At 64.9% G+C, this 23,599-nt stretch carries 28 protein-coding genes, 2 tRNA genes and 1 pseudogene; 15 read left to right on the top strand and 16 right to left on the bottom strand.

The genetic code is table 11. From position 1 onward, the window contains the following. A partial coding sequence (locus VKI00_RS14680) for an MBL fold metallo-hydrolase (protein WP_324438520.1) occupies positions 1 to 839 on the bottom strand: 839 nt, incomplete at its 3' end. A 208-nt stretch (positions 840 to 1,047) separates the two neighbouring features. Between VKI00_RS14680 and VKI00_RS14675 the strand changes: the two genes are divergently transcribed. Beyond that, complete coding sequence (locus VKI00_RS14675) at positions 1,048 to 1,533, top strand: lipoprotein LpqH (protein WP_324438518.1); 486 nt, start codon at positions 1,048 to 1,050, stop codon at positions 1,531 to 1,533. Positions 1,534 to 1,614: 81 nt separating this feature from the next. Here the strand turns inward: VKI00_RS14675 and VKI00_RS14670 are convergent, their stop codons facing one another. The 9 genes from VKI00_RS14670 to VKI00_RS14630 all read right to left on the bottom strand — a co-directional run bounded on the left by VKI00_RS14670 (position 1,615) and on the right by VKI00_RS14630 (position 8,356). Continuing rightward, complete coding sequence (locus VKI00_RS14670; protein ID WP_324438515.1) at positions 1,615 to 3,339, bottom strand: glycosyltransferase family 39 protein; 1,725 nt, start codon at positions 3,337 to 3,339, stop codon at positions 1,615 to 1,617. 3 nt (positions 3,340 to 3,342) lie between these two features. Further along, positions 3,343 to 4,881 (bottom strand): HAMP domain-containing sensor histidine kinase, encoded by a 1,539-nt coding sequence (locus tag VKI00_RS14665; protein ID WP_324438513.1) that lies wholly within the window; start codon positions 4,879 to 4,881, stop codon positions 3,343 to 3,345. Between the two features lies 1 nt (position 4,882). Then, a complete protein-coding gene (locus VKI00_RS14660) occupies positions 4,883 to 5,587 on the bottom strand; it encodes a response regulator transcription factor (protein WP_324438524.1) in 705 nt (234 codons plus the stop codon). Positions 5,588 to 5,710: 123 nt separating this feature from the next. Further along, entirely contained in the window at positions 5,711 to 5,866 is a 156-nt protein-coding gene (locus VKI00_RS14655) for a hypothetical protein (protein ID WP_324438511.1), read from the bottom strand. 34 nt (positions 5,867 to 5,900) lie between these two features. Continuing rightward, positions 5,901 to 6,056 carry a DUF6131 family protein gene (locus VKI00_RS14650; RefSeq protein ID WP_324438509.1) on the bottom strand — a complete coding sequence of 52 codons (156 nt, stop codon included), beginning with the start codon at positions 6,054 to 6,056 and terminating at the stop codon, positions 5,901 to 5,903. Further along, a complete protein-coding gene (locus tag VKI00_RS14645) occupies positions 6,053 to 6,319 on the bottom strand; it encodes a hypothetical protein (RefSeq protein WP_324438507.1) in 267 nt (88 codons plus the stop codon). The genes VKI00_RS14650 and VKI00_RS14645 overlap by 4 nt, the downstream gene beginning before the upstream one ends. 178 nt (positions 6,320 to 6,497) lie before the next feature. Then, positions 6,498 to 7,427 carry a class I SAM-dependent methyltransferase gene (locus VKI00_RS14640; protein ID WP_324438505.1) on the bottom strand — a complete coding sequence of 310 codons (930 nt, stop codon included), beginning with the start codon at positions 7,425 to 7,427 and terminating at the stop codon, positions 6,498 to 6,500. A gap of 72 nt (positions 7,428 to 7,499) precedes the next feature. Then, complete coding sequence (locus tag VKI00_RS14635) at positions 7,500 to 7,913, bottom strand: hypothetical protein (RefSeq protein ID WP_324438503.1); 414 nt, start codon at positions 7,911 to 7,913, stop codon at positions 7,500 to 7,502. Further along, positions 7,910 to 8,356: a nuclear transport factor 2 family protein gene (locus VKI00_RS14630; RefSeq protein ID WP_324438501.1), complete on the bottom strand. Its 447-nt coding sequence runs from the start codon at positions 8,354 to 8,356 to the stop codon at positions 7,910 to 7,912. Before VKI00_RS14630 ends, VKI00_RS14635 begins: the two co-directional genes overlap by 4 nt. Before the next feature lie 81 nt (positions 8,357 to 8,437). On the opposite strand from VKI00_RS14630, the gene VKI00_RS14625 reads away from it, so the two are divergent. Next, on the top strand, positions 8,438 to 9,433 hold the full coding sequence (locus tag VKI00_RS14625) for a phosphotransferase family protein (RefSeq protein WP_324438522.1): 996 nt from the start codon (positions 8,438 to 8,440) through the stop codon (positions 9,431 to 9,433). Then, a complete protein-coding gene (locus tag VKI00_RS14620) occupies positions 9,430 to 10,611 on the top strand; it encodes an acyl-CoA dehydrogenase (protein ID WP_324438499.1) in 1,182 nt (393 codons plus the stop codon). Before VKI00_RS14625 ends, VKI00_RS14620 begins: the two co-directional genes overlap by 4 nt. Here VKI00_RS14620 and VKI00_RS14615 read toward each other — a convergent pair. Further along, positions 10,608 to 10,973: an STAS domain-containing protein gene (locus tag VKI00_RS14615; protein WP_324438497.1), complete on the bottom strand. Its 366-nt coding sequence runs from the start codon at positions 10,971 to 10,973 to the stop codon at positions 10,608 to 10,610. The genes VKI00_RS14620 and VKI00_RS14615 overlap by 4 nt on opposite strands. Before the next feature lie 166 nt (positions 10,974 to 11,139). On the opposite strand from VKI00_RS14615, the gene VKI00_RS14610 reads away from it, so the two are divergent. Genes VKI00_RS14610 through VKI00_RS14590 form a run of 5 tightly spaced genes read left to right on the top strand, consistent with a single transcriptional unit; the run spans position 11,140 to position 15,701 of the window. Further along, complete coding sequence (locus VKI00_RS14610) at positions 11,140 to 12,045, top strand: STAS domain-containing protein (RefSeq protein ID WP_324438495.1); 906 nt, start codon at positions 11,140 to 11,142, stop codon at positions 12,043 to 12,045. A gap of 34 nt (positions 12,046 to 12,079) precedes the next feature. Then, positions 12,080 to 12,466 carry an STAS domain-containing protein gene (locus VKI00_RS14605; RefSeq protein WP_324438493.1) on the top strand — a complete coding sequence of 129 codons (387 nt, stop codon included), beginning with the start codon at positions 12,080 to 12,082 and terminating at the stop codon, positions 12,464 to 12,466. Beyond that, entirely contained in the window at positions 12,456 to 12,866 is a 411-nt protein-coding gene (locus VKI00_RS14600; RefSeq protein WP_324438491.1) for an ATP-binding protein, read from the top strand. The genes VKI00_RS14605 and VKI00_RS14600 overlap by 11 nt, the downstream gene beginning before the upstream one ends. Beyond that, complete coding sequence (locus VKI00_RS14595) at positions 12,859 to 13,485, top strand: SpoIIE family protein phosphatase (RefSeq protein ID WP_324438489.1); 627 nt, start codon at positions 12,859 to 12,861, stop codon at positions 13,483 to 13,485. The genes VKI00_RS14600 and VKI00_RS14595 overlap by 8 nt, the downstream gene beginning before the upstream one ends. Continuing rightward, positions 13,482 to 15,701 carry a SpoIIE family protein phosphatase gene (locus tag VKI00_RS14590; protein WP_324438487.1) on the top strand — a complete coding sequence of 740 codons (2,220 nt, stop codon included), beginning with the start codon at positions 13,482 to 13,484 and terminating at the stop codon, positions 15,699 to 15,701. Before VKI00_RS14595 ends, VKI00_RS14590 begins: the two co-directional genes overlap by 4 nt. A 9-nt stretch (positions 15,702 to 15,710) precedes the next feature. Here VKI00_RS14590 and VKI00_RS14585 read toward each other — a convergent pair whose 3' ends face one another. After that, complete coding sequence (locus VKI00_RS14585) at positions 15,711 to 17,168, bottom strand: DUF4185 domain-containing protein (RefSeq protein WP_324438485.1); 1,458 nt, start codon at positions 17,166 to 17,168, stop codon at positions 15,711 to 15,713. Positions 17,169 to 17,639: 471 nt separating this feature from the next. On the opposite strand from VKI00_RS14585, the gene VKI00_RS14580 reads away from it, so the two are divergent. The 4 genes and pseudogenes from VKI00_RS14580 to VKI00_RS14565 all read left to right on the top strand — a co-directional run bounded on the left by VKI00_RS14580 (position 17,640) and on the right by VKI00_RS14565 (position 18,990). Beyond that, complete coding sequence (locus VKI00_RS14580; protein ID WP_324438483.1) at positions 17,640 to 17,888, top strand: hypothetical protein; 249 nt, start codon at positions 17,640 to 17,642, stop codon at positions 17,886 to 17,888. Next, positions 17,885 to 18,085, top strand: coding sequence for a hypothetical protein (locus VKI00_RS14575; RefSeq protein ID WP_324438481.1), 201 nt, complete (start codon positions 17,885 to 17,887; stop codon positions 18,083 to 18,085). Before VKI00_RS14580 ends, VKI00_RS14575 begins: the two co-directional genes overlap by 4 nt. Positions 18,086 to 18,165: 80 nt before the next feature. Further along, positions 18,166 to 18,309: pseudogene (locus VKI00_RS14570) on the top strand (site-specific integrase); the annotation flags it as partial. Positions 18,310 to 18,609: 300 nt separating this feature from the next. Next, positions 18,610 to 18,990: a hypothetical protein gene (locus tag VKI00_RS14565; RefSeq protein ID WP_324438479.1), complete on the top strand. Its 381-nt coding sequence runs from the start codon at positions 18,610 to 18,612 to the stop codon at positions 18,988 to 18,990. 164 nt (positions 18,991 to 19,154) lie between these two features. Here the strand turns inward: VKI00_RS14565 and VKI00_RS14560 are convergent. Then, a tRNA-Arg gene (locus VKI00_RS14560) sits at positions 19,155 to 19,227 on the bottom strand. A gap of 19 nt (positions 19,228 to 19,246) precedes the next feature. Then, positions 19,247 to 19,337 (bottom strand) — tRNA-Ser (locus VKI00_RS14555). A gap of 104 nt (positions 19,338 to 19,441) precedes the next feature. On the opposite strand from VKI00_RS14555, the gene hisC reads away from it, so the two are divergent. Then, the gene (hisC, locus tag VKI00_RS14550) at positions 19,442 to 20,506 is read left to right on the top strand and encodes a histidinol-phosphate transaminase (protein WP_324438477.1); all 1,065 of its coding nucleotides are present in this window, start codon (positions 19,442 to 19,444) and stop codon (positions 20,504 to 20,506) included. A gap of 10 nt (positions 20,507 to 20,516) precedes the next feature. After that, positions 20,517 to 20,996: a DUF4334 domain-containing protein gene (locus VKI00_RS14545; protein ID WP_324438475.1), complete on the top strand. Its 480-nt coding sequence runs from the start codon at positions 20,517 to 20,519 to the stop codon at positions 20,994 to 20,996. Here the strand turns inward: VKI00_RS14545 and VKI00_RS14540 are convergent. Then, the gene (locus VKI00_RS14540; protein ID WP_324438473.1) at positions 20,993 to 21,586 is read right to left on the bottom strand and encodes a TIGR03086 family metal-binding protein; all 594 of its coding nucleotides are present in this window, start codon (positions 21,584 to 21,586) and stop codon (positions 20,993 to 20,995) included. The genes VKI00_RS14545 and VKI00_RS14540 overlap by 4 nt on opposite strands. Before the next feature lie 23 nt (positions 21,587 to 21,609). Between VKI00_RS14540 and VKI00_RS14535 the strand changes: the two genes are divergently transcribed. Further along, a complete protein-coding gene (locus VKI00_RS14535) occupies positions 21,610 to 22,434 on the top strand; it encodes a crotonase/enoyl-CoA hydratase family protein (protein WP_324438471.1) in 825 nt (274 codons plus the stop codon). Positions 22,435 to 22,517: 83 nt separating this feature from the next. Here the strand turns inward: VKI00_RS14535 and VKI00_RS14530 are convergent. Beyond that, positions 22,518 to 23,599 (bottom strand): HNH endonuclease signature motif containing protein (locus VKI00_RS14530; protein WP_324438470.1); only part of this gene is annotated, 1,082 nt, incomplete at its 5' end.

The following is a 23,599-nucleotide window of genomic DNA, read 5'->3' as shown; positions in this document are numbered from 1 at the left end:
CGAAGCGTCAACAGGTTGTGCAGGTTATGCGTGGCGTTCTCGGCCATGCATAGTGCGCGGAATCGCTGGAAATAGAAGTGCATTTCGGCCGGGGCTTCGGTGCCCGGTGCCATCTGGAATTCGATCTGCACACCGTCGATGTTGTGCGTCTCGCCGGTGGTCGCGATGTCGACGGTCGGGACGATCAAGGCGATCTCGCCAAGAGACGGCGCCTGGCCCAGGCCACAACCGACATGTCCTTGCGGGCCGCGGGCCAGCAGGCTGCCGTACATATAGGTCGCGCGCCGCGTCATGGCGGGGCCGGCGTAGACGTTCTCCTGCACGACGTGCTCGGTGAATTTTTCGGGCGCCAGCACCGCCACCCTTCCGGAGTCCACGTCCGCCTGTGAGGTGACGCCCAGCACGCCGCCGAAATGGTCCACATGGCTGTGGGTGTAGATCACCGCGACGACGGGCCGGTCGCCGCGATGCGTGCGGTACAACTGCAGCGCGGCAGCCGCCACCTCGGTGGAGACCAGCGGGTCGATGACGATCAGGCCGGTGTCGGCCTCAACGAAGCTGATGTTGGAGATGTCCAGGCCGCGGACCTGGTAGATGCCCGGCACCACCTCGTAGAGACCTTGCTTGGCGGTCAGCATGCACTGCCGCCACAGACTGGGATGCACCGATGACGGCGGGTCCCCGCTGATGAACGAGTACGCGTCGTTATCCCACACCACACGTCCGTCGGCGGCGTTGACGACGCAGGGTGTCAGCGCGCCGATGAATCCCCGGTCGGCGTCGGCGAAATCCGTCGTGTCTTCCAGCGGTAGCCCGCGACTCTGGCGTTTATGTTCCACCCGCCTGACACTGCCATCAATTCCGCGACACAGGAACAGAAACACCCGATCAGCAAGCCACCAGCAAACGTCTGCTGAAGCCCGATAAGCCCCATTGGCCTGCAAGCGAATTTTTGGCGAATTCGATAACCATGGTTCGGTAAAGCTGCATACTGCCAAAGCGGTCTGTGAAGTTCCTGTGGACCGCCAGAATGGCAAAGGAGCATGAGTGAAGCGTTCAGTTACGGTCGCTGCAGCAGCGACGGCGATCGTCGTCGTAGGTCTGTCCGGATGTTCGAGCAATAAGTCATCGACGAGCAGTTCCGGGTCATCGTCTGGCCAGACAAGCGCGGCGGCGGCCGGTTCGAGCGGCACATCCGTGGCGAAAGTCACCATCGACGGCAAAGACCAGAACGTCCAAGGCACCGTCGCCTGCTCTTCGACGGCCGGCAACGTCAACATCGCCATCGGTGGGGCGTCCACCGGCATTGGCGCCGTGCTCACCGACGCCAGCCCGCCCGCGGTGAAGTCGGTCGGGCTCGGCAATGTCAATGGCGTCACGCTGGGCTACACCCCGGGTACCGGTCAGGGCAATGCCAGCGCGACCAAGGACGGCAGCAAGTACAAGATCACCGGGACGGCGACCGGGGTGGACATGTCCAACCCGATGCAGCCGGTGAACAAGCCCTTCGAGATTGACGTCACCTGCCCCTAGCAACCCGATCCTGAAGTAACCCCAACGCAGACGACGGCGACGCTCCCCACGGCGTCGCCGTCGTTGCGTACGCCCGAGCCGTCAGCGGGCGAGGTCGTAGACCGTCGTGTCGCCAACCTGCTGCGGGACGAAGTTCGCGGCCACCCATCTGGTGATCTGACCGGCGTCGCCGGACGCTGAACTCTGATCGCCGTAATGTGCACCCGGTTCGGGGCTGTCGTCGCGGACGAAGTAGCCAATCTGACCGTCGGCAACATAGCGCCGGAACTCGGCCAGCGTCGGCGCGTTGTCACGGCCGCTGAATCCGCCGACCGCCATGACCGACTTGCCGGTGCTCAGCTCGAGACTGGATGTGGTGCGTGAGCCGATAGTTGCTGCTGCCCAACGGTTGTCGGTTCCAACAAGTAGTGCGGCGAGCGCTCTGTTGGCGCCGGCCTGCTCGTCGTCGGCGCCGACGGGGATGGAGGCGCCGTGGTGCACCGCGACCGCGTGGATGGTGTATGCCGCGACGCCTCCCAACCCGAACAGCAGTCCGCCGGCGCACAACGCCGCGACGCCCCGGCCGACTAGCTGACCTCTGGTGAGCACCAGCGCGGGTATGACGACGGCACCGAGCAGCATCGCCCACCGTAGCCACGGCAGCCAGTCCGGTGTGCGGCTGAGCAGGACGAAATCCCACCCGGCGATCGCCACCAGCATCAGCGCCAGGGCCGCCCGTGACGACGCAAACTGCCTGCCACGCCACAACTCTCGAGTTGAGATCGCCGTGACCGCCGCAACGGCGGGTGCCATCGCGACCGTGGAGCCGAAGACCACCCCCGACACCACCATCCAGACACCCCAGAACAGCAGGCTGGCCCGCATCCGGTCGGTCCGCGGCGTCGAGCGGGTGAACCACAGCATTGCGATCAGGCCGATCACCGCCGCGGGCAGCAGCCATGAGGTGTGGTTTCCGCCTTCGCCGAGCACCCGGCCCACACCGTTGTGCGCAAGCGTGAGGTGCAGCAGGCTGTTATCGGTGGAACCACCGATATAGGGCCGGGAATCCGCGGGCCACACCGCCACCAGCGCTACGAACCAACCTGCTGAGACGACGGTCGTCGCCAACCCGATCAGCAGGCTGCGGATCCGCGCGCGCATGTCGCCGGGAGCGGCGACCAATACCACCAGCCCGATCGCCGGGACCACGAGAAAGGCTTCCGCCATCGTGGTGAGGAAGGCGAATCCCAGTGCAGTGCCTGCGAGGACGAGCCAACGACCCGACCAGCTGTCCAACGCGCGAACGGTGCAGTAACCGGCAGCGACCAGCAGCAGCACCAACAGTGCGTCGGGGTTGTTGTATCGAAACATCAAGGCCGCCAACGGCGTTAGCGCCAGCAGCGCACCGGCAAGCAGACCGGCGATCGGCCCGCTGGCGCGTCGTACCGCACCGTAGAGCAGTGCGACCGAGCCGACACCCATCAGAGCCTGCGGCACCAGCATCGCCAGTGGGCCAAAGCCGAAGAGCCGAGCCGACAGGCCCATCACCCAAATCGCGGCGGGCGGTTTGTCGACCGTGATGGCGTTGCCGGGATCCAGCGAACCGAACAGCAACGCCTTCCAACTCTGCGTGCCGGCCTGTACCGCAGCGGCATAGGACTGGTTGGCGTAGCCCGATGCGCTCAAGTCCCACAGATAGAGCAATGCGGTCGCGGCCAGTAGCGCCCACAGCGCGGGCCGTATCCAACGTGGCCGCCGCGAATACGCCAGCGGCGCAACGACGAATTCATCGACGGCCACATCACCGGGCACTTCGAGAATCGTCATGCTTTAATCGTGTTGCGCGGTCCTAAGTTTCGAATTTGTCCAAGTTATGTCCGCGCTGTGAGCGGTGACGCTAGCGTCGGACGTCAGCGGCAACCGCACCGTGAAGTCGGTGTGACCCGGCGCGCTGTCCAACGAGATCGTGCCGTCATGGGCCTTGATCACTGCCGAGACGATCGCCAGGCCCAGGCCGGTGCTGCCGCCCTTACGGGATCGGGAAGTGTCACCGCGGGCGAACCGCTCGAACACCTCCGACTGCAACTGTTCTGGGATCCCCGGCCCGTTGTCGACCACGCTCAGCACCGCATGCATCGTGTCGGAAGCCAATCGCGTGGTCACGACGGTTCCCGGGCTGGTGTGCACGCGGGCGTTCGCTAGCAGATTGGTCACCACCTGATGCAGCCGGGCGGCGTCGCCGCAGACCATCACCGGCTCTTCGGGCAAGTCGAGCTCCCACTGATGATCCGGCCCGGCGACGTGTGCATCGCTGACCGCATCGACGGCCACCCGCGACAGATCCACCGATTCGCGTTCCAGTGGCCGCCCGGAGTCCAACCGGGCGAGCAGCAGCAGATCCTCGACGAGGTGGGTCATCCGCTGGGTTTCGGAATTCACGCGCTGCATCGCATGCGTCACCGCATCGCGGTCGTCACCCATCCGTTGTGCCAGTTCGGTGTAGCCGCGGATTGCGGCCAGCGGCGTGCGCAGTTCGTGACTGGCGTCGGCGACGAACTGGCGTACCCGGGTCTCGCTGGCCTGCCGGGTCGACAACGCGGCCGCGATGTGGTCGAGCATCCGGTTCACGGCCGACCCGAGCTGCCCCACTTCGGTGCGCGGGTTGGCGTCCGCCTCGAGCACCCGCACCGGCAGCGCGACTTCGCCGCGGTCCAGCGGTAGCGCGACCACCTCGCCGGCGGTCTGCGCGACGCGGCGCAGCGGCGCCAGCGCTCGCCGGATGATCACAATGCCGGCGGTGGTGGCGGCCGCGACCGCGATCACGGTGACTACCGCGAAGATCAGCAGGACGCGGATCATCGTGGCGTCGACATCCGACATCGACAGGCCGGTGACGATGATGTCGCCGCTTTGCCGGGCGGGCGCCGCAATAACTCGATACCGGCCCAGCCCGTTGAGATCTCGGGTCACCGGCGTGCGGTTGATCGGAATCGCCTTCAGCTGGGCCGTGGCTGCGTCGGTCAACGCGGCCCGGCTGCCCGCGCTGGTCAGGTATCCGGCTTCGATCGACCCGCCGTTGTCGATCACCGCCGCGACCATCCCCACCGGCTGGGCCGGCGCGTCAAGGAAGACCGGGCCCGGGCCGGGTCGCGGAAAAGGCCGCGGATGATGGCGCCACGGCGCCGACGGCGGCTCACCGAATATCCGCACCGAGCGATGCGAAGCGTCCTGCACCTCGGTGTCGAGCTGTCCGACCAGGTATCGGTACAACGCGAGCTCAGTCACCGCACCGATTCCGACGCAGACGATTGCGAGCACCACGACCTGCCCGATCAACAGCCGAAGCCGAAGGGACCAAGTCCCGCCCATGCTAGGGGGCCGGCTTGAGTACGTAGCCGGCGCCACGCAGCGTATGAATCATCGGGTCGCGCCCGTTGTCGATTTTCTTGCGCAGATAGGAGATGTACAGCTCGACGATGTTGGACCGGCCGCCGAAGTCGTAACTCCACACCCGGTCCAAGATCTGTGCCTTGCTCAGTACCCGCTTGGCGTTGCGCATCATGAAGCGCAGCAGCTCGAACTCGGTGGACGTCAACGAGATTGGCTCGCCGGCGCGGGTCACCTCGTGGCTGTCCTCGTTGAGCACCAGGTCGCCGACGACGAGCTGCGCGCCGCTGTCCTCCGTTGTCACCCCGGTGCGCCGCAGCAGCGCCCGCAGCCGCAACACCACCTCTTCGAGGCTGAACGGTTTGGTGACGTAGTCGTCGCCACCGGCCGTGAGGCCGGCGATGCGATCTTCCACCGCATCCTTCGCCGTGAGCAGCAGAACCGGCAGCTGCGGATTCTGTTCGCGCAGTTTCCGCAGCACATCGAGCCCGCTCATATCGGGCAGCATCACGTCGAGGACGACTACATCGGGCCGCTGCGACCGCGCGGACTCCAGAGCCGCTGCTCCGTCACCCGCGGTCGCGATGTTCCAGCCTTCGTAGCGAAGCGCCATCGACACCATCTCGGCGAGGACGGCTTCGTCGTCGACCACCAGCACATTGATCGGGTTCCCGTCGGCACGGCGCATAACGACTCGCTCGACGGGTGCATGGGGTTGGCTCACAGATTTAAATTATGCCCAGCACGATGAGTCGTTACTGTGCCAATCCTATGTGTCCGCTGTGAGCGGCCCCAACTGCAGGTCGGCGGATTAAAACCAGACTTTTCGGCCGGCGACCGGGCGGCCGACACTGCCCAGGATGAAGAACACCACACCGATTACCACCAGAATCCACCCGAGGGTGGCCAGCAGTGGCACTGGCAGCACATAGCCGAGGACGAGCAAGATAATTCCGAGGACGATCATGACGACTCCTTTTCAGATGTTTCGTTGATTCGCGTCAGTACCAGTAGCGCCTGCCGGCGACCGGGCGACCGACAGAGCCCAGAACCCATAGCACGGCGCCGATGACCAGCAAGATGATGCCGATCGTTTCTAGGACATACACCTTGAGGAAATATCCCAATACCAGCAGAATGATGCCCAAAAAAATCACGACGCCTCCATTCCAAACAGATGCTCGATGTCCATCGCGGGCATCGAACTTGGCTGCGGCGCATGACACTCGCCCACCTTCGGGTTGACACCCGCGTAATTCAGGGGACCCACGAGCACCGTGACCGCGATAGTGCCCAATGAGGCACAATTTTGGTCGGTATTCTTCAAGTAGCCCCGTTGGAATGCGGCCACCACGCCGATCACCAACCAGATCACCACAATTGCACTGATTAAACCTCCGCCGCGCATCCTGGCCTCCATCAATGTGGGAAAAGAAAACCGCAGAGCAAAGCTAACGTACCCACGGCGGCAAACGTCCAAACATCTGGACTAAACATCTGTATAACAGACAGCGAACGCTCCGCACCGTTCGCGCAGCCACTACCGCTGCGATACAGCAATATTGAGACGCGATGGCAGCCGGCTACACCGGCCGCGGTCAGGATCGGTGCGCAGACACGAACATGGTCGGCGGTACTAAGTCGTCTCCCGGGACGTCGCGCCCGTATCGAGTCAGCATCTCCCCCATGGTGATTGCCGACGCGTCCCAGCCGTGTTCACGCAGCCAGTCGGTCACCTCGGTGCGCTCCTCGGGGTACCACAGGTCTTCATCCGCGGGTACATCGGTGTCGAGGACCCGGGCGGCCGCGGCGCGCAGACGGTGCGATTGTTCACGCTGGCGGGCCAACCGCTCGGGGTCCAGCGCGCTCTTCGCAGGCGCGTTGGTAGCCAGCCAACTGCCGGCCGGGCTCAACGCGTGAATCCGCTCGAACAGCAGATCCTGGGCCTGCGCCGGCAGGTAGCGAAGTAGCCCCTCGGCCGACCACGCGGTCGGCCGTGATGGGTCAAAGCCCGCTTCCCGCAACGCTGTTGGCCAGTCCTGCCGCAGGTCTATCGGGATGCTCACCAGCCTTGACGTCGGCTGTGCGCCCCGCGCCTGCAGGGTGGTCGACTTGAACTCCAGAACCTTGGCCTGATCCAGCTCGTACACCGTGGTCCCGTCGGGCCATGGCAGCCGCCACGCGCGCGCATCCAGGCCCGCGGCCAGGATGACCACCTGCCGAACGCCGGATGCCGCAGCGTTGAGGAAGTACTCATCGAAAAACGCTGTCCGCACGGCCATGAAGTCGATCATCACCTGTAGGTGAGCGAGCAGATCCCCGTCATCCGTCAGTTCGGCCGCCTTGGTGGGATTCGCCATCAGGCTCCACATTCCGTGGCCGGCCGCTTCGAGAAATGCCCGTGCGAAGGGATCCTGGATGAGCGGGTCCTCGCTTTCGGTTTCGGCAGCGCGAGCCGCGGCAACCCCGAGCGCTGTCGATCCCACGCTTTCGGTGATGTCCCAGGAATCGTTGTCGGTTCGCGGCATCGTCGTTGCTCCCATCTCCGGCCAGCACCGGACAGTACGCCGCCTGCCTGAGAAGTCGCTGGGCTCAAGCGGCTACGGACGGTTCGCGGCGAGCCACTCGTCCGCCCGGCGCTTCGACGCGCGCGACAGCCACCCATCCTGAATCAGCTCGGCCACCTCAGTTCTGCTGATATCGGCCAACCGGGCGGCGCGGATCAGCACCGACGGATGCTCGTCGAATCGGTCGGTGGTGAAGAAGGGCGAATCCGGGTCCTGCACCAGCGCCAACTTGTCGCTCTCGGACTCCACCCAGATCATGATCACGTCGGCGAGCCGCTCCCCGGTGTCGGGGTCGACGGCGTCGGGTTGAGGCGTGCGGAAAAAGACGAACGACTTGCCGCCGACCTGGTAGATCGCGTTGCGCTTCGGTCCTTCGATGCGCCGCGCATACGGCATCGCGGCGGCGATCTGGTGGACGTCGCTCAGTCGAGCGGGCCGGTCCGTCATGTGCCTTGTGGCGGTCGCAAGCGCGGCGCAGCCGGGCGCAGCGGGCCGTCACCAGCCGTCAACTGCTGCAACAACTCAGCCATCGCCGGGATGATCGTCTGTAACGCCTTCAGCGGTCGCAGCATGACCTTGAACGACACGATCTGCTCCTGGTCGTTCCAGTGGATCATGTCGATCCCGTTGACGTAGATCCCGTCGATCGTCGCGGCGAACTCAAGGATGGCGGACCGCTCTTCGTACCACTGCTCGACGTAATGGAAGTCGCCTGCGCCGAACACTTTTACCGCAGCCGTGAGGTACATCAAGGTCTTGCGTCGGCCTTCCTGCGGGGTGAATACCGCGGGCGAGAAGAACACGACGTCGTCGGCGAGCAGAGCGTCCAGTTCGTCGGTACGGCCGTTCTCGATGATCGAGATCCAGCGCTGAATGACTGGTGGCGTCATGGCGTGATCCTTGCAGACGGTAGCTTCAGCAACGTGAACAACCCAGCCGACCCAGAAGCCCTCGACGCCCTCGCCGAGTGGATGTCGCAGCAGGAGTTAGGCGACGGCCCGTTGGAGGATGTTGCGAAGATCAGCGGCGGGACGCAGAACATCATGTTGCGTTTCACCAGGTCGGGCCGAGACTACGTGCTGCGCCGCGGGCCGAAACACCTACGTCCGCGCAGCAACACCGTGATCATGCGGGAGACTCAGGTCCTGGCCGCGCTGGCCGGCACCGACGTGCCGCATCCGCACCTGATCGCCAGCTGCAACGACCCGGACGTGCTCGGCGACGCAGTCTTCTATTTGATGGAACCCATCGACGGGTTCAACGCCGGCGAGGAGTTGCCCCCGTTGCATGCGGGCGATCCGGCTGTGCGGTTCCGAATGGGGCTGTCGATGGCAGATGCGCTGGCCAAGCTCGGCGCCGTCGACTACCTCGCCGTCGGTCTCGGCGATTTCGGCAAGCCGGAAGGTTTCCTGGAACGTCAAGTGCCGCGCTGGCTTTCGGAGTTGGAATCCTATCGAGAATTCGATAACTATCCCGGCCCGGACATTCCGGGAGTCGACGACGTCGCCAAGTGGCTCGAAGAAGGTCGGCCGCCGGTGTGGACGCCGGGCATCATGCACGGCGACTATCACGCGGCGAACGTGATGTTTTCTCGCACCGGTCCCGAGGTCGTCGCGATCGTCGACTGGGAGATGTGCACGATCGGTGACCCGCTGCTGGACCTGGGCTGGTTGCTGGCCACCTGGCGACCGTCCGACGCGTCCAGCGCGTTTGGCGGCACCCTCTTTGACAAGGGCGGATTGGCCAGCACCTCCGACCTGGTGGAGCAGTACGGGCACAACACCACCCGCGACCTGTCACACATCACCTGGTACACGGTGCTGGCATGTTTCAAGCTCGGCATCGTGCTGGAGGGCACGCATGCGAGGGCCAGCGCCGGCAAAGCGCCCAAGGAAGTCGGCGAACTACTGCATGCGGCCACGGTGAGTCTGTTCGAGCAGGCGTGCGAGCTGATGGAAAACGCATGATCGATTTCGACGTACCCGCGGACCTGGCGGCGCTGCGCGACGAGATTCGCGCGTTTGTCGCCGAGCAGATCGTGCCGTACGAGGCCGATCCTCGCCTTACCCGACATGGCCCCGACGACGACCTGCGAGCCGAGCTGGTGGAGCTGGCCCGCAAAGCGGGGTTGCTAACCTTCCAGGCGCCCAAGCGTTTTGGTGGCCGTGAGCCGTCGCACCGCGAGCAGGCGGTGTTGTTCGAGGCGGCGGGTTGGTCGACGCTGGGCCCGGTGGCGCTGAACTGCGCCGCGCCCGACGAGGGCAACATGTTCCTGCTGGGCAAGGTCGCGAACGCCGAGCAGGTTGACGAGTTCCTGCTGCCGGTCATCGACGGCCGGCAGCGGTCGGTGTTCGCGATGACCGAACCCGGCGGCGCCGGTTCGGATCCCAACCAGCTGGCCACCGAGGCGAAGTTCGACGGCACCGACTACCTCATCAACGGGCGCAAGTGGTTGATCACCGGCGCGCATGGCGCACGGACGTGGATCATCATGGCGCGCGTCGCGCCCAACCCACACGGCCCTGACGGTCCGACGCTGTTCCTATGCGACGGCACGACTCCGGGCATCGAACTCGAGCGGGTGATGAACACGATGGACCGCAACTACGTTGAAGGCCACGGCGTTGTGCGGTTGACCGATCTGCGGGTGCCGTCGTCGGCAGTGCTCGGCGAGGTCGGCCAGGCCCTGCGCTACGCACAGTTGCGATTGGCGCCGGCGCGGCTGACGCACTGCATGCGCTGGCTGGGGGCGGCCTCGCGCGCGCAGTCGATCGCGGTGCAGCATGCCCGGGAGCGCACCGCGTTCGGCAAGCCGCTGGGCGAGCACCAGGGCGTGAGTTTCATGATCGCCGACAACGAAATCGCCCTGCAGCAATGCCGACTCGCGATCTGGTGGGCGTGCTGGACGCTGGACAAGGGCGATCGCGGAACCGGCCGACACGAAAGCTCGATGGTCAAAGCCTATGTGTCCGAAGAGCTGTTCAAGGTCGCCGACCGCTGCGTGCAGATCCTCGGCGGCATCGGCATCTCCGACGAGACACCGGTCGGGATGATCTTCTCGGATATGCGCGCCTTCCGGCTCTACGACGGTCCGACCGAGGTGCACAAGTACGCGATCGCCCGTCAGGTGCTGCGCGCGGTCTAGTTAGTCGGGCCGGTGCCCACCGCGGTCAACGCGTCGTCCAGCGTCGGGTACATCGACATGACTTTGTCGAGGCCGGTCAACTGCATCGGTCTGCTTGTCGCGGGATTGCTGGCCACTATCGCAACCTGAGCCGATTTGCTGACCTTTTCTTGGGTGTCCGCCAGGATCCGCAGACCTACCGACGCCATAAAGCTCACTTGGGAAAGTTCGATGACGAGAACCGGCGGATCGTCGTCAAGCGCTCCCGTAATCGCCGCTTCAAAAGCCGGCGCGGTGCTCAAATCGATTTCGCCGCCGATGGTTACCACGGCGACCCCTTCGCGGTGCGCGACGGAGGTGGTGATGGGGTCCGCAGCTGACAACGGCCATCCTTAGTCGGGGTGTCCTATCGCGCCTGGCGGACCCCGGTGCCGATCCGGTGTCGCCATCGCAAACTCGCAGAAATATTACTTCAACGGTCCTCGCCGCGAGGCTCGGTTAGTCTTGGCCGCGGGGCTTAAGCCCGCTGCGATGAGCCGGGGAGGTTCGATGTCGGATCAAACGATGGACTTGTCGGGTACGGGCGTCGTCAATCAGGCGCCGGCGATCTCGAGCGAGGGTTTGCTGCTGCCACAGCTAGTGCAGCACCTACGCCAGAACCGAACGGCTTTGCGCGAGGAATGGGCCCGCAGGATCACCGAGGCCGAACTGCTCACGGCGATGTCGCCGGAGGAGATCTTCTCCGAGGCAACGACGGTATACGACAGCTACGTCGAGGTGCTCGAGACCGGTAGCGTCGAAGCGCTGCAGGACTACGCACGCGACTTGTCCGAGCGCATCATTCCCCGTGGCGTCGAGACCAATGAGGTCGTCGGCATCGTGCTGCTGCTGCGCGACGTGCTGGCTCGCTCGCTGTTCGAGAAGTACCAGACGGATTTCGACCTGCTCAACCGGGTGCTCGACGCCTACGAGCCCGCCGCCAACCGCATCGCCAACACCGTCGCCGTCGGCTTCGTGCAGGAACGCGAGCGCATCATCCGCCAGCAGCAGGAGGCCATCCGCGAGCTGTCCACGCCGGTGCTGCAGGTGCGCGAGCAGTTGCTGATCTTGCCGATCATCGGCGTCCTCGACAGCCAGCGCGCCCGCCAGGTCACCGAGCAACTGTTGCGGGCTATCCGCGCCAACCGGGCCAAGGTCGTCGTCATCGACATCACCGGTGTGCCCACCATCGACTCCACGGTGGCCAACCACCTGGTGCAGACCGTCGACGCGTCGGGCCTGATGGGCGCCAGCGTGATCATCACCGGCCTATCCTCCGAAATCGCCCTGACGCTGGTGACGATCGGACTGGATCTGTCGAAGATGAACGCCGTCGGTGACCTGCAGGGTGGCATCGAAGAAGCCGAACGCCTGCTGGGCTACGAGGTCACCCGAACCGGCGAAACGGGCGGATAACAAGACCTTCGTTGAGAACTAACACGAGCGCGCCATGCCAGTACCAATCCTGAAGCAGGGCCCCATCCTCATCGCGTCGGTGCAGGCGGCGCTGACCGACTCCGACACCGAGCGACTGCGCTACGACCTGATGGAACGGGTCAGCCGATACCGCGCACAAGGCATCATCGTCGACGTCACCGCCATCGACGTGATGGACTCGTTCGCCGCTCGCTCGCTGCGCACGATTGCGCACATGACCCGGCTGCGTGGCGCCGACACCGTGATCGTCGGCCTGCAGCCGGAGGTGGCTTTTGCCATGGTCCAGCTGGGGTTGATGTTCGACGACATGTACACGGCGCTCGACCTGGAAGAGGGTCTGGCGCTGCTGAATCGACAACTGGGGCTTGGGAAATCGATCGGACTCGACGGTGGCGGATGAGGTCAAAGTCGATGTCGGCAACCCCGACGACATCGTAGCGGCGCGTCAGGCGGGTCACCAAATGGCCCGCAAGCTCGGTTTCTCGCTGACCGATGTCACGATGATCGCCACCGCGATCTCGGAAATCGCCCGCAACATCACCAGCTACGCCGGTTATGGTGCGATTCGGGTTGCGGTCGAAGACCGGGAGGGCCGACAGGCGCTGGTGGTGCGCGCCGAGGACGACGGTCCGGGCATCGCCAACATCGAAAGGGCCATGGAGGACGGCTATTCCACCGGGCGCGGCCTGGGGCTCGGCCTGCCCGGCGCACGGCGGCTGATGGATCGCATGATCGTCGACTCCACACCGGGTCAGGGCACGGTTATCGAGATGTGGAAGTGGATTCCGCACAATGGCTGAGCACGGCTGGCTGGGGCCGATCGAATGGGCGGCGGCTGCTCGGCCACTATCGAGCGAGGAGGCTTGCGGCGACTACCCCGTCGCGGTCGATGTGGGCCCCAGCGCTGCCCTCTTCGGTGTGTTGGACGGCCTCGGCCACGGCGGGGAGGCCGCGCGGGCGGCACAGCGCGCCGCGGAGGTGCTTCGGGATGCCCCGGACAAGCCGTTGGGCGTGTTGGTCCAGCTATGCCATCGCGCGCTGGCCGACACGAGGGGCGTCGCAATGACTTTGGCGCGAATCGAATTCGAAGCCGACCTGCTGAGTTGGACCGGAATCGGCAATGTTACCGCCGATCTTGTCGTCAAGTCGCCCGGTGGCGTCGGGATCCGGTCATCAGCGCGCCTTGCCGGTGGCATTGTCGGTTATCGGATACCTGACACCGTGCACACGCAGACGGTTTCGATGCGCCCCGGCGACCTGCTGGTGATGACCACCGACGGCATTGGCGGAGATTTTCTTGCCGATATCGACTTCTCCGCCTCGGCCGTGGCGATCGCCGACCAAACTCTGCGTCGCTACCGCAAGGACAACGACGACGCGCTGGTGCTCGCCGCGCGTCATCGAGGCGCGTCGGGATGACCCGCGCCGACGACGACTTCCACGTCGGGTACGCCGCCGCACTCCGTACCTATCTGGAAGCGCGCGCCGAGGAAGACCTCGCCGTCGGCCACGAGCTTGGACGCCGTGCCCTGCAAGAAGGCATCAGCATGCTCGACATCGTCGAGAATCACTCGCAGCTGGTCCACGAGCTGACGCAGAGTCCGCGGGGTGTCGACCTAGCGGCGGCGCTGGCTTTCCTGTTGCAGACGCTGGCCCCCCTCGATGTCGCGACCCGCGGATTCCTCGACGGCACAAAGCGTTACGAGGAACAACGGGCCCGTGCCGAAAATCTCGCCGATCGCGATGAGTTCCGCAGTGCCTTGGTGAATTCGCTGCAGGAGGGATTCTTCGTCGCCGATCGGGCCGGCGCGGTCGTCGAACTCAACGGCGCCTTCACCAAGATCACCGGCTATTCGGCGCACGGCATCCCCTATCGGTGGCCGCACCCGTGGTTGGTCGACGAAAAGGCCGCGCGGCTACAACAATCCAGGCTCGGCCAAGAAAACCAGGTCCAATACGAGACACCGATTCGGCATCGGGATGGCCGACTGGTGTGGGTGACGGCCAACATCAACCGGGTCTCGACGGATGCCGCGGACGGCGATGTATTCGTCGGAACGATTCGCGACATCACTGCCGAGCGGGCCTTCGCCGCGCGGGAAAGCGCCGTCCTGCGCCTGGCCACAGCCGTCGGCGTCGCCAAAAGCGTCGCCGAGGTGCTCTCGATCACCCTGGACGAGTGCCGCCTCGCGCTCGACGTTCATCGGGTGGTGGCCGCGGTGTGGCCGACGCACGGTGGTGACCCAACGATTCAGGTGGCCGGAGAGAACGCCACATTGCCCTGGCGTCAACTGGATCCCGTGCTGCGTGAGATATTTCAACAGGCGCGTCATCAATTGCCGCTCACCGTGCAGCCGATCGAATGGCCGGACAAACCCGGCACGGCAGGCGGAATCGTTGCGGTCCTCACCGGCGGCGGAGACGTCGCATTGTGGCTGGAGCTTCGGGTGCCGCGCCGGGTCAGCGCCGAAGATCGTCTGCTGGTCACCGTGCTCGTCGGCCACCTCGGGCTGGCAATACAACATGTGCGCCAGTTCGAGACCGCACGTGAGACATCTTTGACATTGCAGCACGCGATGCTGGCGCCGACGGAACTGCCGCCCGGGTTCGCGGTCCGCTACGAACCCGCAGTGTCGCCGTTGGAGATCGGCGGCGACTGGTATGACGTTCTGCGGTTCGGCGACAACCGGATCGGCATCATCGTCGGCGACTGTGTGGGCCGTGGCCTGTCCGCAGCGGCGGTGATGGGTCAGCTTCGCAGCTCCGCGCGGGCGCTGCTGCTCACCGGCGCCGAGCCCGCGATGCTGCTCGAAGAACTTGACGCCGTCGCCGAGTTGATCCCAGATGCCTTTTGCACCACGGTCTTTCTGGCGATCCTCGATACTGAGTCCGGCGAATTCTGCTACAGCTGCGCCGGCCATCTGCCGGCCGTGCTGGCCGCGCCGCGGTCCGCGCCGACGCTACTGTCGGACGCGCGCTCAGTGCCACTGGCGGTGCACCGCAAGGGTTCTCGTCCACAGTCCTCCGTTGTCCTGCCGCCAGGCTCGACGTTGATGCTGTACACCGACGGGCTGGTTGAGCGGCGAGAAGTGTCGATTGACGAGGGGATCGCTCGGGTCAGTGGGACGGTGGCCGACAGCATGAATCTGTCCGTCGATGCCGTCGCGGATGCGGTGCTCAGCGAGATGGCACCACCGACGGGCTACGACGACGACATCGCGATCGTCATCTACCGGCAACCGTACGCCCCGTTGACGATTGAAAAATTCGCGGCAGCTGAGCAATTGAGCGATGTCCGGCATCAGCTCGCCGCCTGGATGAAGGCCGCCGCGATTCCGGAGGGGACGGTCGCCGACATCATCCTGGCGGTCAACGAGGCGGCCGCCAACAGCATCGAGCACGCCTACCGCGGGCATGAACCGGGCAAGGTTCGGATCGAAGGCGAAAACGACGGCGCCACAGTGCATGTGCGGATCACCGACGAAGGTTCATGGAAGCCGGCGCCGGCCAACCCCGGCGTCCGCGGACGCGGACTCCTGCTGATCCGCGCGGTCAGCGACTGGCTCGAGATGGATTGCACCCCGTCGGGGACGACGGTGAACATGAGCTTCCGGTTGCCGGCCCCGACATCGTAGCGTCGGGAGCTACGGCAGCACGGTGTGCATCAACATCACGTCGTATGCCGACCACAGCGACAGGTTGAAGTACAAGTCTTTACCCGACGACCAGGGATGGATCATCGGCGCGTAAATGCCGCCGGGCATCGAGAACGACGACACCAGTGGTTGTTCGGGACTCCATGGTCCTGTCGGAGTCGGCGCGGTCCGCGCCACGACGTCGTTGCTGCCGCCGTTGGTGTAGAGCACCAGGTATTGCTTGAGATAGTCGTTGTACTGAGCGGACATCTCGCCCACCGGCCCCGGGAAAATCGGCGTCGCCGCGCCCGGGTCCATCGGAACCCAGCCCTTCCCTTCGCCGTTCCAGTACTGGTACTTGCTCAGGTCGGGCAGCATGCCCGGGGGGACTCGCGACAGGAATGCCGGACCGCCGCGTCCTGACGGGGTCCCGAAGGAATAGAGGTAACCGTCCCTCCCCTTCATGAACGAGCCCATCTGGAAGTTCTCATTGCCCGGGAAGTACCGGCCGCCCGGGACAGTGTCCGCCGAGGCCAGGCGGATGCTGCCGGGGAAGATCCCCCAGCTCTGGCCATTGTCAACGGATCTGGCGATTCCCGAGTAGTTCGTCGACCATTCGCCGTCGTGACCCCAGTTCTTGATGGACATGAAGCTCATGTATTGGGTTCTGCCAAGGGACATCGCGGACGTCGGAATCATTCCGGTCTCGTGCGACGCCTTATGGATGCTGTTGAGGACCTGTTTGGAAAGGCCCGGCGCCCATACCGGTGACCCGGAGTATGGGTTGTTCGGCACCCCGTCGGCCACGTGAAGCCCATGCGACAGATCGCGGTCTTGGCTGCGGAAAAGTACGTTGTACCGCCACTGCTGGCCGCGCACAGCGCAATAGCCGAAGGTGTCACCGAAGGCCATCAAAACCTGGCGATTGGCTGGATCGCCGTTATCCCAGGGGATCCCGAGGTCGGTTCCCGAGATACCGAACCGTTCGAGGGTGTGATTAGGGCTGTTCGGTCCGGTCACGAAGTCGACAAGCGAGGTCGGCGCACCCGCGACCGCGGCAGGCGGAGGCGGTGGCGCCGGGATGGCCTGCGGAACCGCCTGATTGGCGTTTGGGGACTGTGGGATGGCGCCGGGAGGAGTGGGCCCCGGTGTCACCGCCGCCTGAAGTTGCGCCTGCTTTTGCGCCTGGGTCAGGGGTTTAAGGAGGGAACCGAAGGACTGGATCAGCGGACCCAGTTTGGGCAGTGGCGCATTCTCATTCGTACCCCGAGGCCTGCGTCCCGTGGGCGGTGCGACGACCGGCGCAGGCGCAGGCATGTCGGGGAGTGCGGCCGGGGGCGGGGCGTTCGCTTCGGGCGCGTTGCAGGGTGTGGCGCTCGCCGGTGGCGCGATGCCGATCGGAAGAACGAGTCCGAGAGCAGTAGCCGACGCCACCGATATTGAAACGATTCGACGCATCGCCGACATGTCCCACCTTTCCAAGGGCGAGCCGTCGCATTGACGTCCGCAGTTGGCTTATGTGACGATAGTGGTCGATGTGGCTGATGTTGCTGCCGAGTTTTCAATAGGTATGCATCCGTGACCGTGTCGCAACCGGGGCATACACATACAGAGCGCCGCCCGAAGAGATTCGAACTCCCAACCTTCTGATGTATTCGCTCCATTTCGGCGCACGTTAGCGAACACTGACGGACGTTGCGCCCCAACGGGTTACAGATTCGGGCGTCCGCTCGGCGTTGCTACCGTCCGCCTGTATTTACGGGCGTTTGTATCAGGAAAGTGGAGAGTCATCGTGCCCACCGCGCCCACGGCCCCGGGTGTCGATTGCCTACCGATCCGCTGCGTATCTGCTGTGTACCCGAACGCGGCGCCTGTGTTCTACGTGTGTATAAGACTCGCCGCAATCCCGCGGGTGGCCGATCTGAACAGGAGATCGACGTGTCAATTATTCCCAGCCGCACAACCGCGGCCGACTATCGGCTAGCACTCGCCACGCTGCGCGGATGCCAGGCGCAGCTACGCGCCGCCTACGCCGATGCGAGCGGCGCGGCGCCGTATCTGACCGGTGTCCGCGCCACCAGGGCCGCCGAGCTGGCCGACAAGGCAGCGGATGCGCTGGCTTACTGCGAGCGGCTGATCTTCATCGTCACCGGCGATTTACAGGACGAGCGCAGGGCCAACGCATGAGCGCCGCCGAGCTCGAGGCCGCCCTAGCCTTTGTCCGCGCGCCGGCCGTAAACCGGCTGCTGGCGCTGACGCAGCGCGTCAAGGTATTCGACCTGACGACACCGGAGGTTCGGTCGATCGTCGCCGCCTTCGATGCGGCCAAGACGCGCATGGGCACCGGTGGCGCACCCGTTCTCAGCCTGATTCCTCGCCACTAACCCCGCTAGAGCGGTCCCCGGCTATGTCGGACTGGTCGGGGACACTCTCGCGGAGCGAAAGGCTCACCGATGAAACAACACAAGCTGGCCCGGCGCAGGCGCAGCAGCAGCTCTCACACGCGAAGCTGGCGGCCACAGAGGCCCACTACCTGCAGCGGCAGACCCGTGGCCCTGATGTGCGGTCTGTGCTGGACAAATACGCAGGTGGCGATTGGGGAGACTAATCTTCGCTGCATAAGCGCTGTTGAGTGACATACCTGACCATCACGCGGCCCCTTGCGCGCGACCGCTACCAGGTGCGCTCACTCTGGACGACCAAGGATTTGAATCCCTGGCGTTCGCGGCGTTTAAGGGTGATCACGACAACCAACAGATTCTCATCAATAGAATCTTCAAGAACCATATCCATTAGTTCACGACAAAGTGCGGCCCTATCGGACAATCTGGCGGCAATTAACCGATCTGCTAGGCCGATAGGGCACCCGACAGTCACAATGAAACCCCACTCCAACTAGAGGACAGAGATGACGAAGTTGACGTGGTTGGCAGGCGGCGCCCTGACAGCTGCCCTTGGCAGCTCTGCGCTGCTCGCTGCGGGAACCGCCTCGGCGGCAACGCCCTCGTGCGACGAACACCAGGACGTGGTGACAACGATTGAAACGCAGGATTCGGCCGCGACCATCTGCTCGTGGCGAGGTGACGGACGCCTCGAATACCGCGGCGTGAACAAGAACTCTGGCGACAGCATCACCATCCCGGTCACACTTGTGGTGAAGCAGGCTAGTCACCCCGGTTACTGCTACACCGCCGTAAACAATGGATACACCTACCGCGTGGACCAGGGCACCGGGCTAGCGATCATCGACCCCGACGGGTCGCTGATTTCCTACGAACACGCTCTATGACTTGGTGCGCGGAGAGTGAAAGTATCAGGAAAGTGGAGACTTTCGTTGGCGTCGACACCGATCTGACCACTTGCTGGGGCAGCACATCACGGTATCGGTTGGCGATCGTGTCGCCCGATGCGGCCCAAGCTAAGTGGGCGCGCCGGAGGCCCTCTGACGTGCAGCGCGCCCGAAGAGATTCGAACTCCCAACCTTCTGATCCGTAGTCAGATGCTCTATCCGTTGAGCTACGGGCGCATGTGTTCAGTTATCTGGCTGGCGGAGGCGAGAGGATTTGAACCTCCGGTCCCCGGTAAGAGGACAACTCATTAGCAGTGAGTCCCATTCGGCCGCTCTGGCACGCCTCCTTGGATTTCCTGAGGGTACCGGACGCTCCCCGGCCTCAAGTTCAGCCGGGCTTCCGGAACCGCCGCGGAGCACAGCGTACACAGGCCGGACATATGCTGTCGAAATGACCGCTCGCCTGCGCCCCGAATTGGCTGAGCTGCCAGCCTACGTCGAGGGCAAGACGATTGCGGGCGCGATCAAGCTGGCCAGCAACGAGACGGTAGATGGACCGTTGCCCAGTGTGCGGGCGGCGATCGACCGGGCCGTCGGTGCAGTCAACCGCTACCCGGACAACCACAACGCGGAGCTGAAGTCACGGCTGGCGAAGCACCTGAACACCGAAGCCGGGGCAAGCTTCGCCCCCGAGCACATTGCCGTCGGCGGTGGTTCGGTGAATCTGTGCCAGCGCCTCGTCCAGGCCACCGCGTCCGAGGGTGACGAAGTGCTCTACTGCTGGCGCAGCTTTGAGATGTATCCGTTGCAGGTGCGGGTCGCCGGCGCCACACCGATCCAGGTCCCGCTGCGTGACGAGACCTTCGACCTCTACGCGATGCTCGCGGCGGTCACCGACCGCACCCGGCTGATCTTCGTGTGCAACCCGAACAACCCGACCTCCACCGTCGTCGAGCCGGCGGCGCTGGCGTCGTTCGTCGAGGCGGTGCCGTCGGACATCCTGATCGCGATCGACGAGGCCTACGTCGAGTATATCCGCGACGGTATGCAGCCCGACAGCCTGGGGCTGGTCCGCTCATACAGCAATGTTGTTGTGCTGCGGACATTTTCGAAGGCCTACGGGCTCGCCGGTCTGCGGGTTGGCTACGCCGTCGGTGACCCGCAGGTGATCAGCGCGCTGAACAAGGTTTCGGTTCCGTTCACCACGACCAATGTTTCGCAGGCCGCCGCAATCGCCTCGCTGGAAGCCGCCGAGGAGCTGCTCGCCCGCACCGACGCCGTGGTCGCCGAACGTACTCGGGTAAGCGAAACCCTGCGCGAGGCCGGATTCACGGTGCCGCCGTCGCAGGCGAATTTCGTCTGGCTGCCGTTGGGTATGCGGACACTGGACTTCGTCGAGCGGGCCGCCGACGCACGTCTTGTGGTCCGCCCGTACGGCGCCGACGGTGTCCGGGTAACCATCGGCGCGCCGGAGGAAAACGACGCCCTACTGCACTTTGCTCAGGGCTGGATTTAAGGAGACCGCGATGGGTGACGCGCTGGCCCGCAAGAAGTTCACCGAATTTAAGGAGCGCACCCGCGCACTCAGCGACGCCGAGCTCGACGACTATTGGGCGAGTCTGCAGCCGGCCACCATCGACGGCATGCTCGGCGAATGGAAGGGCGGCGAGTTCGTCACGGGCCACCCGATGAACGGGCGGTTGGAGAAGGCCCGCTGGTTCGGGAAGACCTTCAACTCGCCCGCCGACGTGCAGCCGCTGGTCTGCCTCGACGACGACGGGAACCGGTTCTCCAACGTCAAGATGGGCAAGGGCGAAGCCAGCCTATGGCTGGAGGAGTTTCGCGGCGAAGTCACCGCCACGATGGTCTACGACGGCCAACCTGTCCACGATCACTTCAAGACGATCGACGACAACGCCGTGATGGGCATCATGAACGGCAAGGGAGTAGTGGATTTTCAGGACGGAGTGAGTCGGTACTTCTACTTCTATCTGGAGCGCGTCTAGGTCTGGGTCGCCGCTGGATTGCGGCCGGTGTACGCGATCAGCTGGTCGAGGGCGGGCGCATCATCGGGCACGGGTACCGGATCATCGAAGCCCACCGCCGCCCGCGTTTGCGGGTTGATGACTTTCTTGGCAAGCCCCAGCGTGTAATCGGCCAGCGACTCGGTGACGTTAATCGGGTGTTTGGTCGCGGCCGCGTAATCCCAGCCGTGGACCAGGAATTCGAGCGTCAGGATGCTGGCGGCGAACGTCGCGGGTAACTCATTGGGGCCCAACGCCACCGTGCCGTCCAGGCCGCGGCGGTGCCAAGCGTCGAGCGCCGGCCGGGCCGCGCCGACAATCTGGCGTTCCACCGAATCGTCGCTGTCGCGCTCCGGCAGCAGCGCGCCCGCCGCGCCACCGAGCAGGGTGAGCGAGTTCAGCAGATGGTCAGTCAACGCCATCACGTCGTATTCAGAGCATGGTGTGGATTTGGACAGCTCGTCGCGCGAGATCGGATGCAGGACATGCTGCAGGGCGCCCAGCGCGGCTTCCGCGCTGGCCAGCTCGTCGGTGGGTGGGGAATCGGGTCCGGGCCGCAGGTCGGAAGACATGACGTCCACGGTACGGTCTCGACATGGGCCAGCAGTACGAATCCGTCATCGTCGAGACCAAAGACAACGTCGCGCAGGTGACGCTGATCGGACCGGGCAAGGGCAATGCGATGGGCCCGGCGTTCTGGTCGGAACTGCCGCAGGTGTTCGGTGAGCTGGACGCCGACCCCGACGTGCGAGCCATCGTCCTGACCGGGTCGGGGCGCAACTTCAGCTACGGCCTGGACCTGCCGGCGATGGGCGGGACGCTGGCCCCGGTGCTGGCCGACGGGGCGTTGGCCAGGCCCCGCATCGAATTCCACGCCGAGGTGCTGCGCATGCAGGGGACGATCACCGCTGTGGCCGATTGCCGCACCCCGACGATCGCGTCGGTGCACGGCTGGTGCATCGGCGGCGGGGTCGACCTGATCTCCGCAGTGGATATCCGCTACGCGAGCGCCGACGCCAAGTTCTCCGTCCGCGAGGTCAAGCTGGCGATGGTTGCCGATGTCGGCAGCCTGGCCCGGCTGCCGCTGATCCTGTCCGACGGGCACCTGCGCGAACTGGCATTGACCGGCAAGGACATCGACGCCGCCCGCGCCGAGAAGATCGGCTTGGTCAACGACGTATTCGCCGACGCGGACGCCGCGTTGGCCGGCGCCCATGCCACCGCCGCCGAGATCGCCGCCAACCCGCCGCTGACTGTCCGCGGCGTCAAGGATGTCCTTGACCAGCAACGGATTTCGGCTGTGTCGGCGAGTCTGCGTTACGTGGCGGCATGGAACGCAGCGTTCCTGCCGTCCAAGGACCTGACCGAGGGCGTGTCGGCAACCTTCGCCAAGCGGCCGCCACAGTTCACCGGGGAATAGCGCGGTTTGCCAGGCCCGCAGCGGGTAACCCTCGGGTACTGCGGTACGCGCCGACGTTGCACTGAGCGGGCGACCCGCCGTCACTAAGCCGGGTCGTCGTCCTCGCGCAGCAGCTTCTCGGGGTGATGGAACGTGTTGACGCGTGGCCGACCGCAGTCCAGGTGCGGAGGTGGGATCCACTCGGTGTCGCCGTGCTGGTTTTTACGGGTCGTCCAGCCTTTTTCGGCAAGTGGGTGATGGCCACCGCAGCCGAACGTCTGGTCGTTGACGTCGCTGGTATGGCATTTGGCGTAGGGCGTGCAGTGATGGACTTCGGAGTAATAGCCCGGTACGTCGCAACCGGGATGTGAACACCCGCGGTCCTTGGCGTACAACACGATTCGCTGACCGGGCGAGGCGAGCCGCTTGGTGTGGTAGAGCGCGATCGCCTTACCTTTGTCGAACATGCACAAGTAGTGATGTGCATGGGAGGCCAGCCGGATCACGTCGCTCATCGGTAGCACGGTGCCCCCGCCGGTGAGCCCTCTGCCGGCCTTGGCCTCCAGTTCGCGCAACGTGGTGGTGACGATGATGGTGGCCGGCAACCCGTTGTGTTGACCCAGATCACCGGAGGCCAGCAGGGCACGTCCGGCAGCGTTGAGGGCGTCGTGGTTGCGTTGAGCGGCGCTGCGGGTGTCAGCGTCGATCGCTTGCTGTGACGGTTGGCCATCCACGGCGGGCTCTTGGTCCACCGGGTTGCACATGCCGGGAGCGGCCAATTTCGCCAAGACGGCGTCCAGGGTGGCGCGGGCTTCCGGGGTGAGATACCCGCTGATCGGGCTCATGCCGTCGAAGCCTTGGTTGCCGATGGTGATGCCCCGTCGGCGGGCTCGGTCGTCGTCGGTGAAATCGCCGTCGGGGTTGAGGCAGTCGGTGAGTTTGTCGGCCAGCTTGCTCAACTCGTCGGGACGATGCTCGCCACCCAACCGGGCCAGTTGCGCCTCGGCCTTCTGGCGGGTTTCGACGTCGACGAAGTCCGGCAACCGGTGAACGAAGCCGCGAATGACCGCCACGTGGGCCGACCCGATGCGTCCGGCCCGCTGCGCCGCGGCGGTGGCGGTCAGCAATGGCGGCAGGGCTTCGCCGGTGACCGCTTTGCGCTCGCCCAGAAGCGCGGCGTCGTGGA

The organism is Mycobacterium sp. (assembly GCF_035314665.1).
Lineage (GTDB): Bacteria > Actinomycetota > Actinomycetes > Mycobacteriales > Mycobacteriaceae > Mycobacterium.
Note: the sequence above shows the minus strand (reverse complement) of the source record. Positions and strands in the feature narration are given on the sequence as shown.

Excerpts from the sequence above, each read along its gene's own strand:
- VKI00_RS14670 (WP_324438515.1), bottom strand. The coding sequence starts at position 3,339 with ATGACGATTCTCGAAGTGCCCGGTGATGTGGCCGTCGATGAATTCGTC.
- VKI00_RS14665 (WP_324438513.1), bottom strand. The coding sequence starts at position 4,881 with ATGGGCGGGACTTGGTCCCTTCGGCTTCGGCTGTTGATCGGGCAGGTC.
- VKI00_RS14660 (WP_324438524.1), bottom strand. The coding sequence starts at position 5,587 with ATGCGCCGTGCCGACGGGAACCCGATCAATGTGCTGGTGGTCGACGAC.
- VKI00_RS14655 (WP_324438511.1), bottom strand. The coding sequence starts at position 5,866 with ATGATCGTCCTCGGAATTATCTTGCTCGTCCTCGGCTATGTGCTGCCA.
- VKI00_RS14645 (WP_324438507.1), bottom strand. The coding sequence starts at position 6,319 with ATGGAGGCCAGGATGCGCGGCGGAGGTTTAATCAGTGCAATTGTGGTG.
- VKI00_RS14640 (WP_324438505.1), bottom strand. The coding sequence starts at position 7,427 with ATGCCGCGAACCGACAACGATTCCTGGGACATCACCGAAAGCGTGGGA.
- VKI00_RS14635 (WP_324438503.1), bottom strand. The coding sequence starts at position 7,913 with ATGACGGACCGGCCCGCTCGACTGAGCGACGTCCACCAGATCGCCGCC.
- VKI00_RS14630 (WP_324438501.1), bottom strand. The coding sequence starts at position 8,356 with ATGACGCCACCAGTCATTCAGCGCTGGATCTCGATCATCGAGAACGGC.
- VKI00_RS14625 (WP_324438522.1), top strand. The coding sequence starts at position 8,438 with ATGTCGCAGCAGGAGTTAGGCGACGGCCCGTTGGAGGATGTTGCGAAG.
- VKI00_RS14620 (WP_324438499.1), top strand. The coding sequence starts at position 9,430 with ATGATCGATTTCGACGTACCCGCGGACCTGGCGGCGCTGCGCGACGAG.
- VKI00_RS14610 (WP_324438495.1), top strand. The coding sequence starts at position 11,140 with ATGTCGGATCAAACGATGGACTTGTCGGGTACGGGCGTCGTCAATCAG.
- VKI00_RS14605 (WP_324438493.1), top strand. The coding sequence starts at position 12,080 with ATGCCAGTACCAATCCTGAAGCAGGGCCCCATCCTCATCGCGTCGGTG.
- VKI00_RS14595 (WP_324438489.1), top strand. The coding sequence starts at position 12,859 with ATGGCTGAGCACGGCTGGCTGGGGCCGATCGAATGGGCGGCGGCTGCT.
- VKI00_RS14590 (WP_324438487.1), top strand. The coding sequence starts at position 13,482 with ATGACCCGCGCCGACGACGACTTCCACGTCGGGTACGCCGCCGCACTC.
- VKI00_RS14585 (WP_324438485.1), bottom strand. The coding sequence starts at position 17,168 with ATGTCGGCGATGCGTCGAATCGTTTCAATATCGGTGGCGTCGGCTACT.
- VKI00_RS14575 (WP_324438481.1), top strand. The coding sequence starts at position 17,885 with ATGAGCGCCGCCGAGCTCGAGGCCGCCCTAGCCTTTGTCCGCGCGCCG.
- VKI00_RS14565 (WP_324438479.1), top strand. The coding sequence starts at position 18,610 with ATGACGAAGTTGACGTGGTTGGCAGGCGGCGCCCTGACAGCTGCCCTT.
- hisC (WP_324438477.1), top strand. The coding sequence starts at position 19,442 with ATGACCGCTCGCCTGCGCCCCGAATTGGCTGAGCTGCCAGCCTACGTC.
- VKI00_RS14545 (WP_324438475.1), top strand. The coding sequence starts at position 20,517 with ATGGGTGACGCGCTGGCCCGCAAGAAGTTCACCGAATTTAAGGAGCGC.
- VKI00_RS14540 (WP_324438473.1), bottom strand. The coding sequence starts at position 21,586 with ATGTCTTCCGACCTGCGGCCCGGACCCGATTCCCCACCCACCGACGAG.
- VKI00_RS14535 (WP_324438471.1), top strand. The coding sequence starts at position 21,610 with ATGGGCCAGCAGTACGAATCCGTCATCGTCGAGACCAAAGACAACGTC.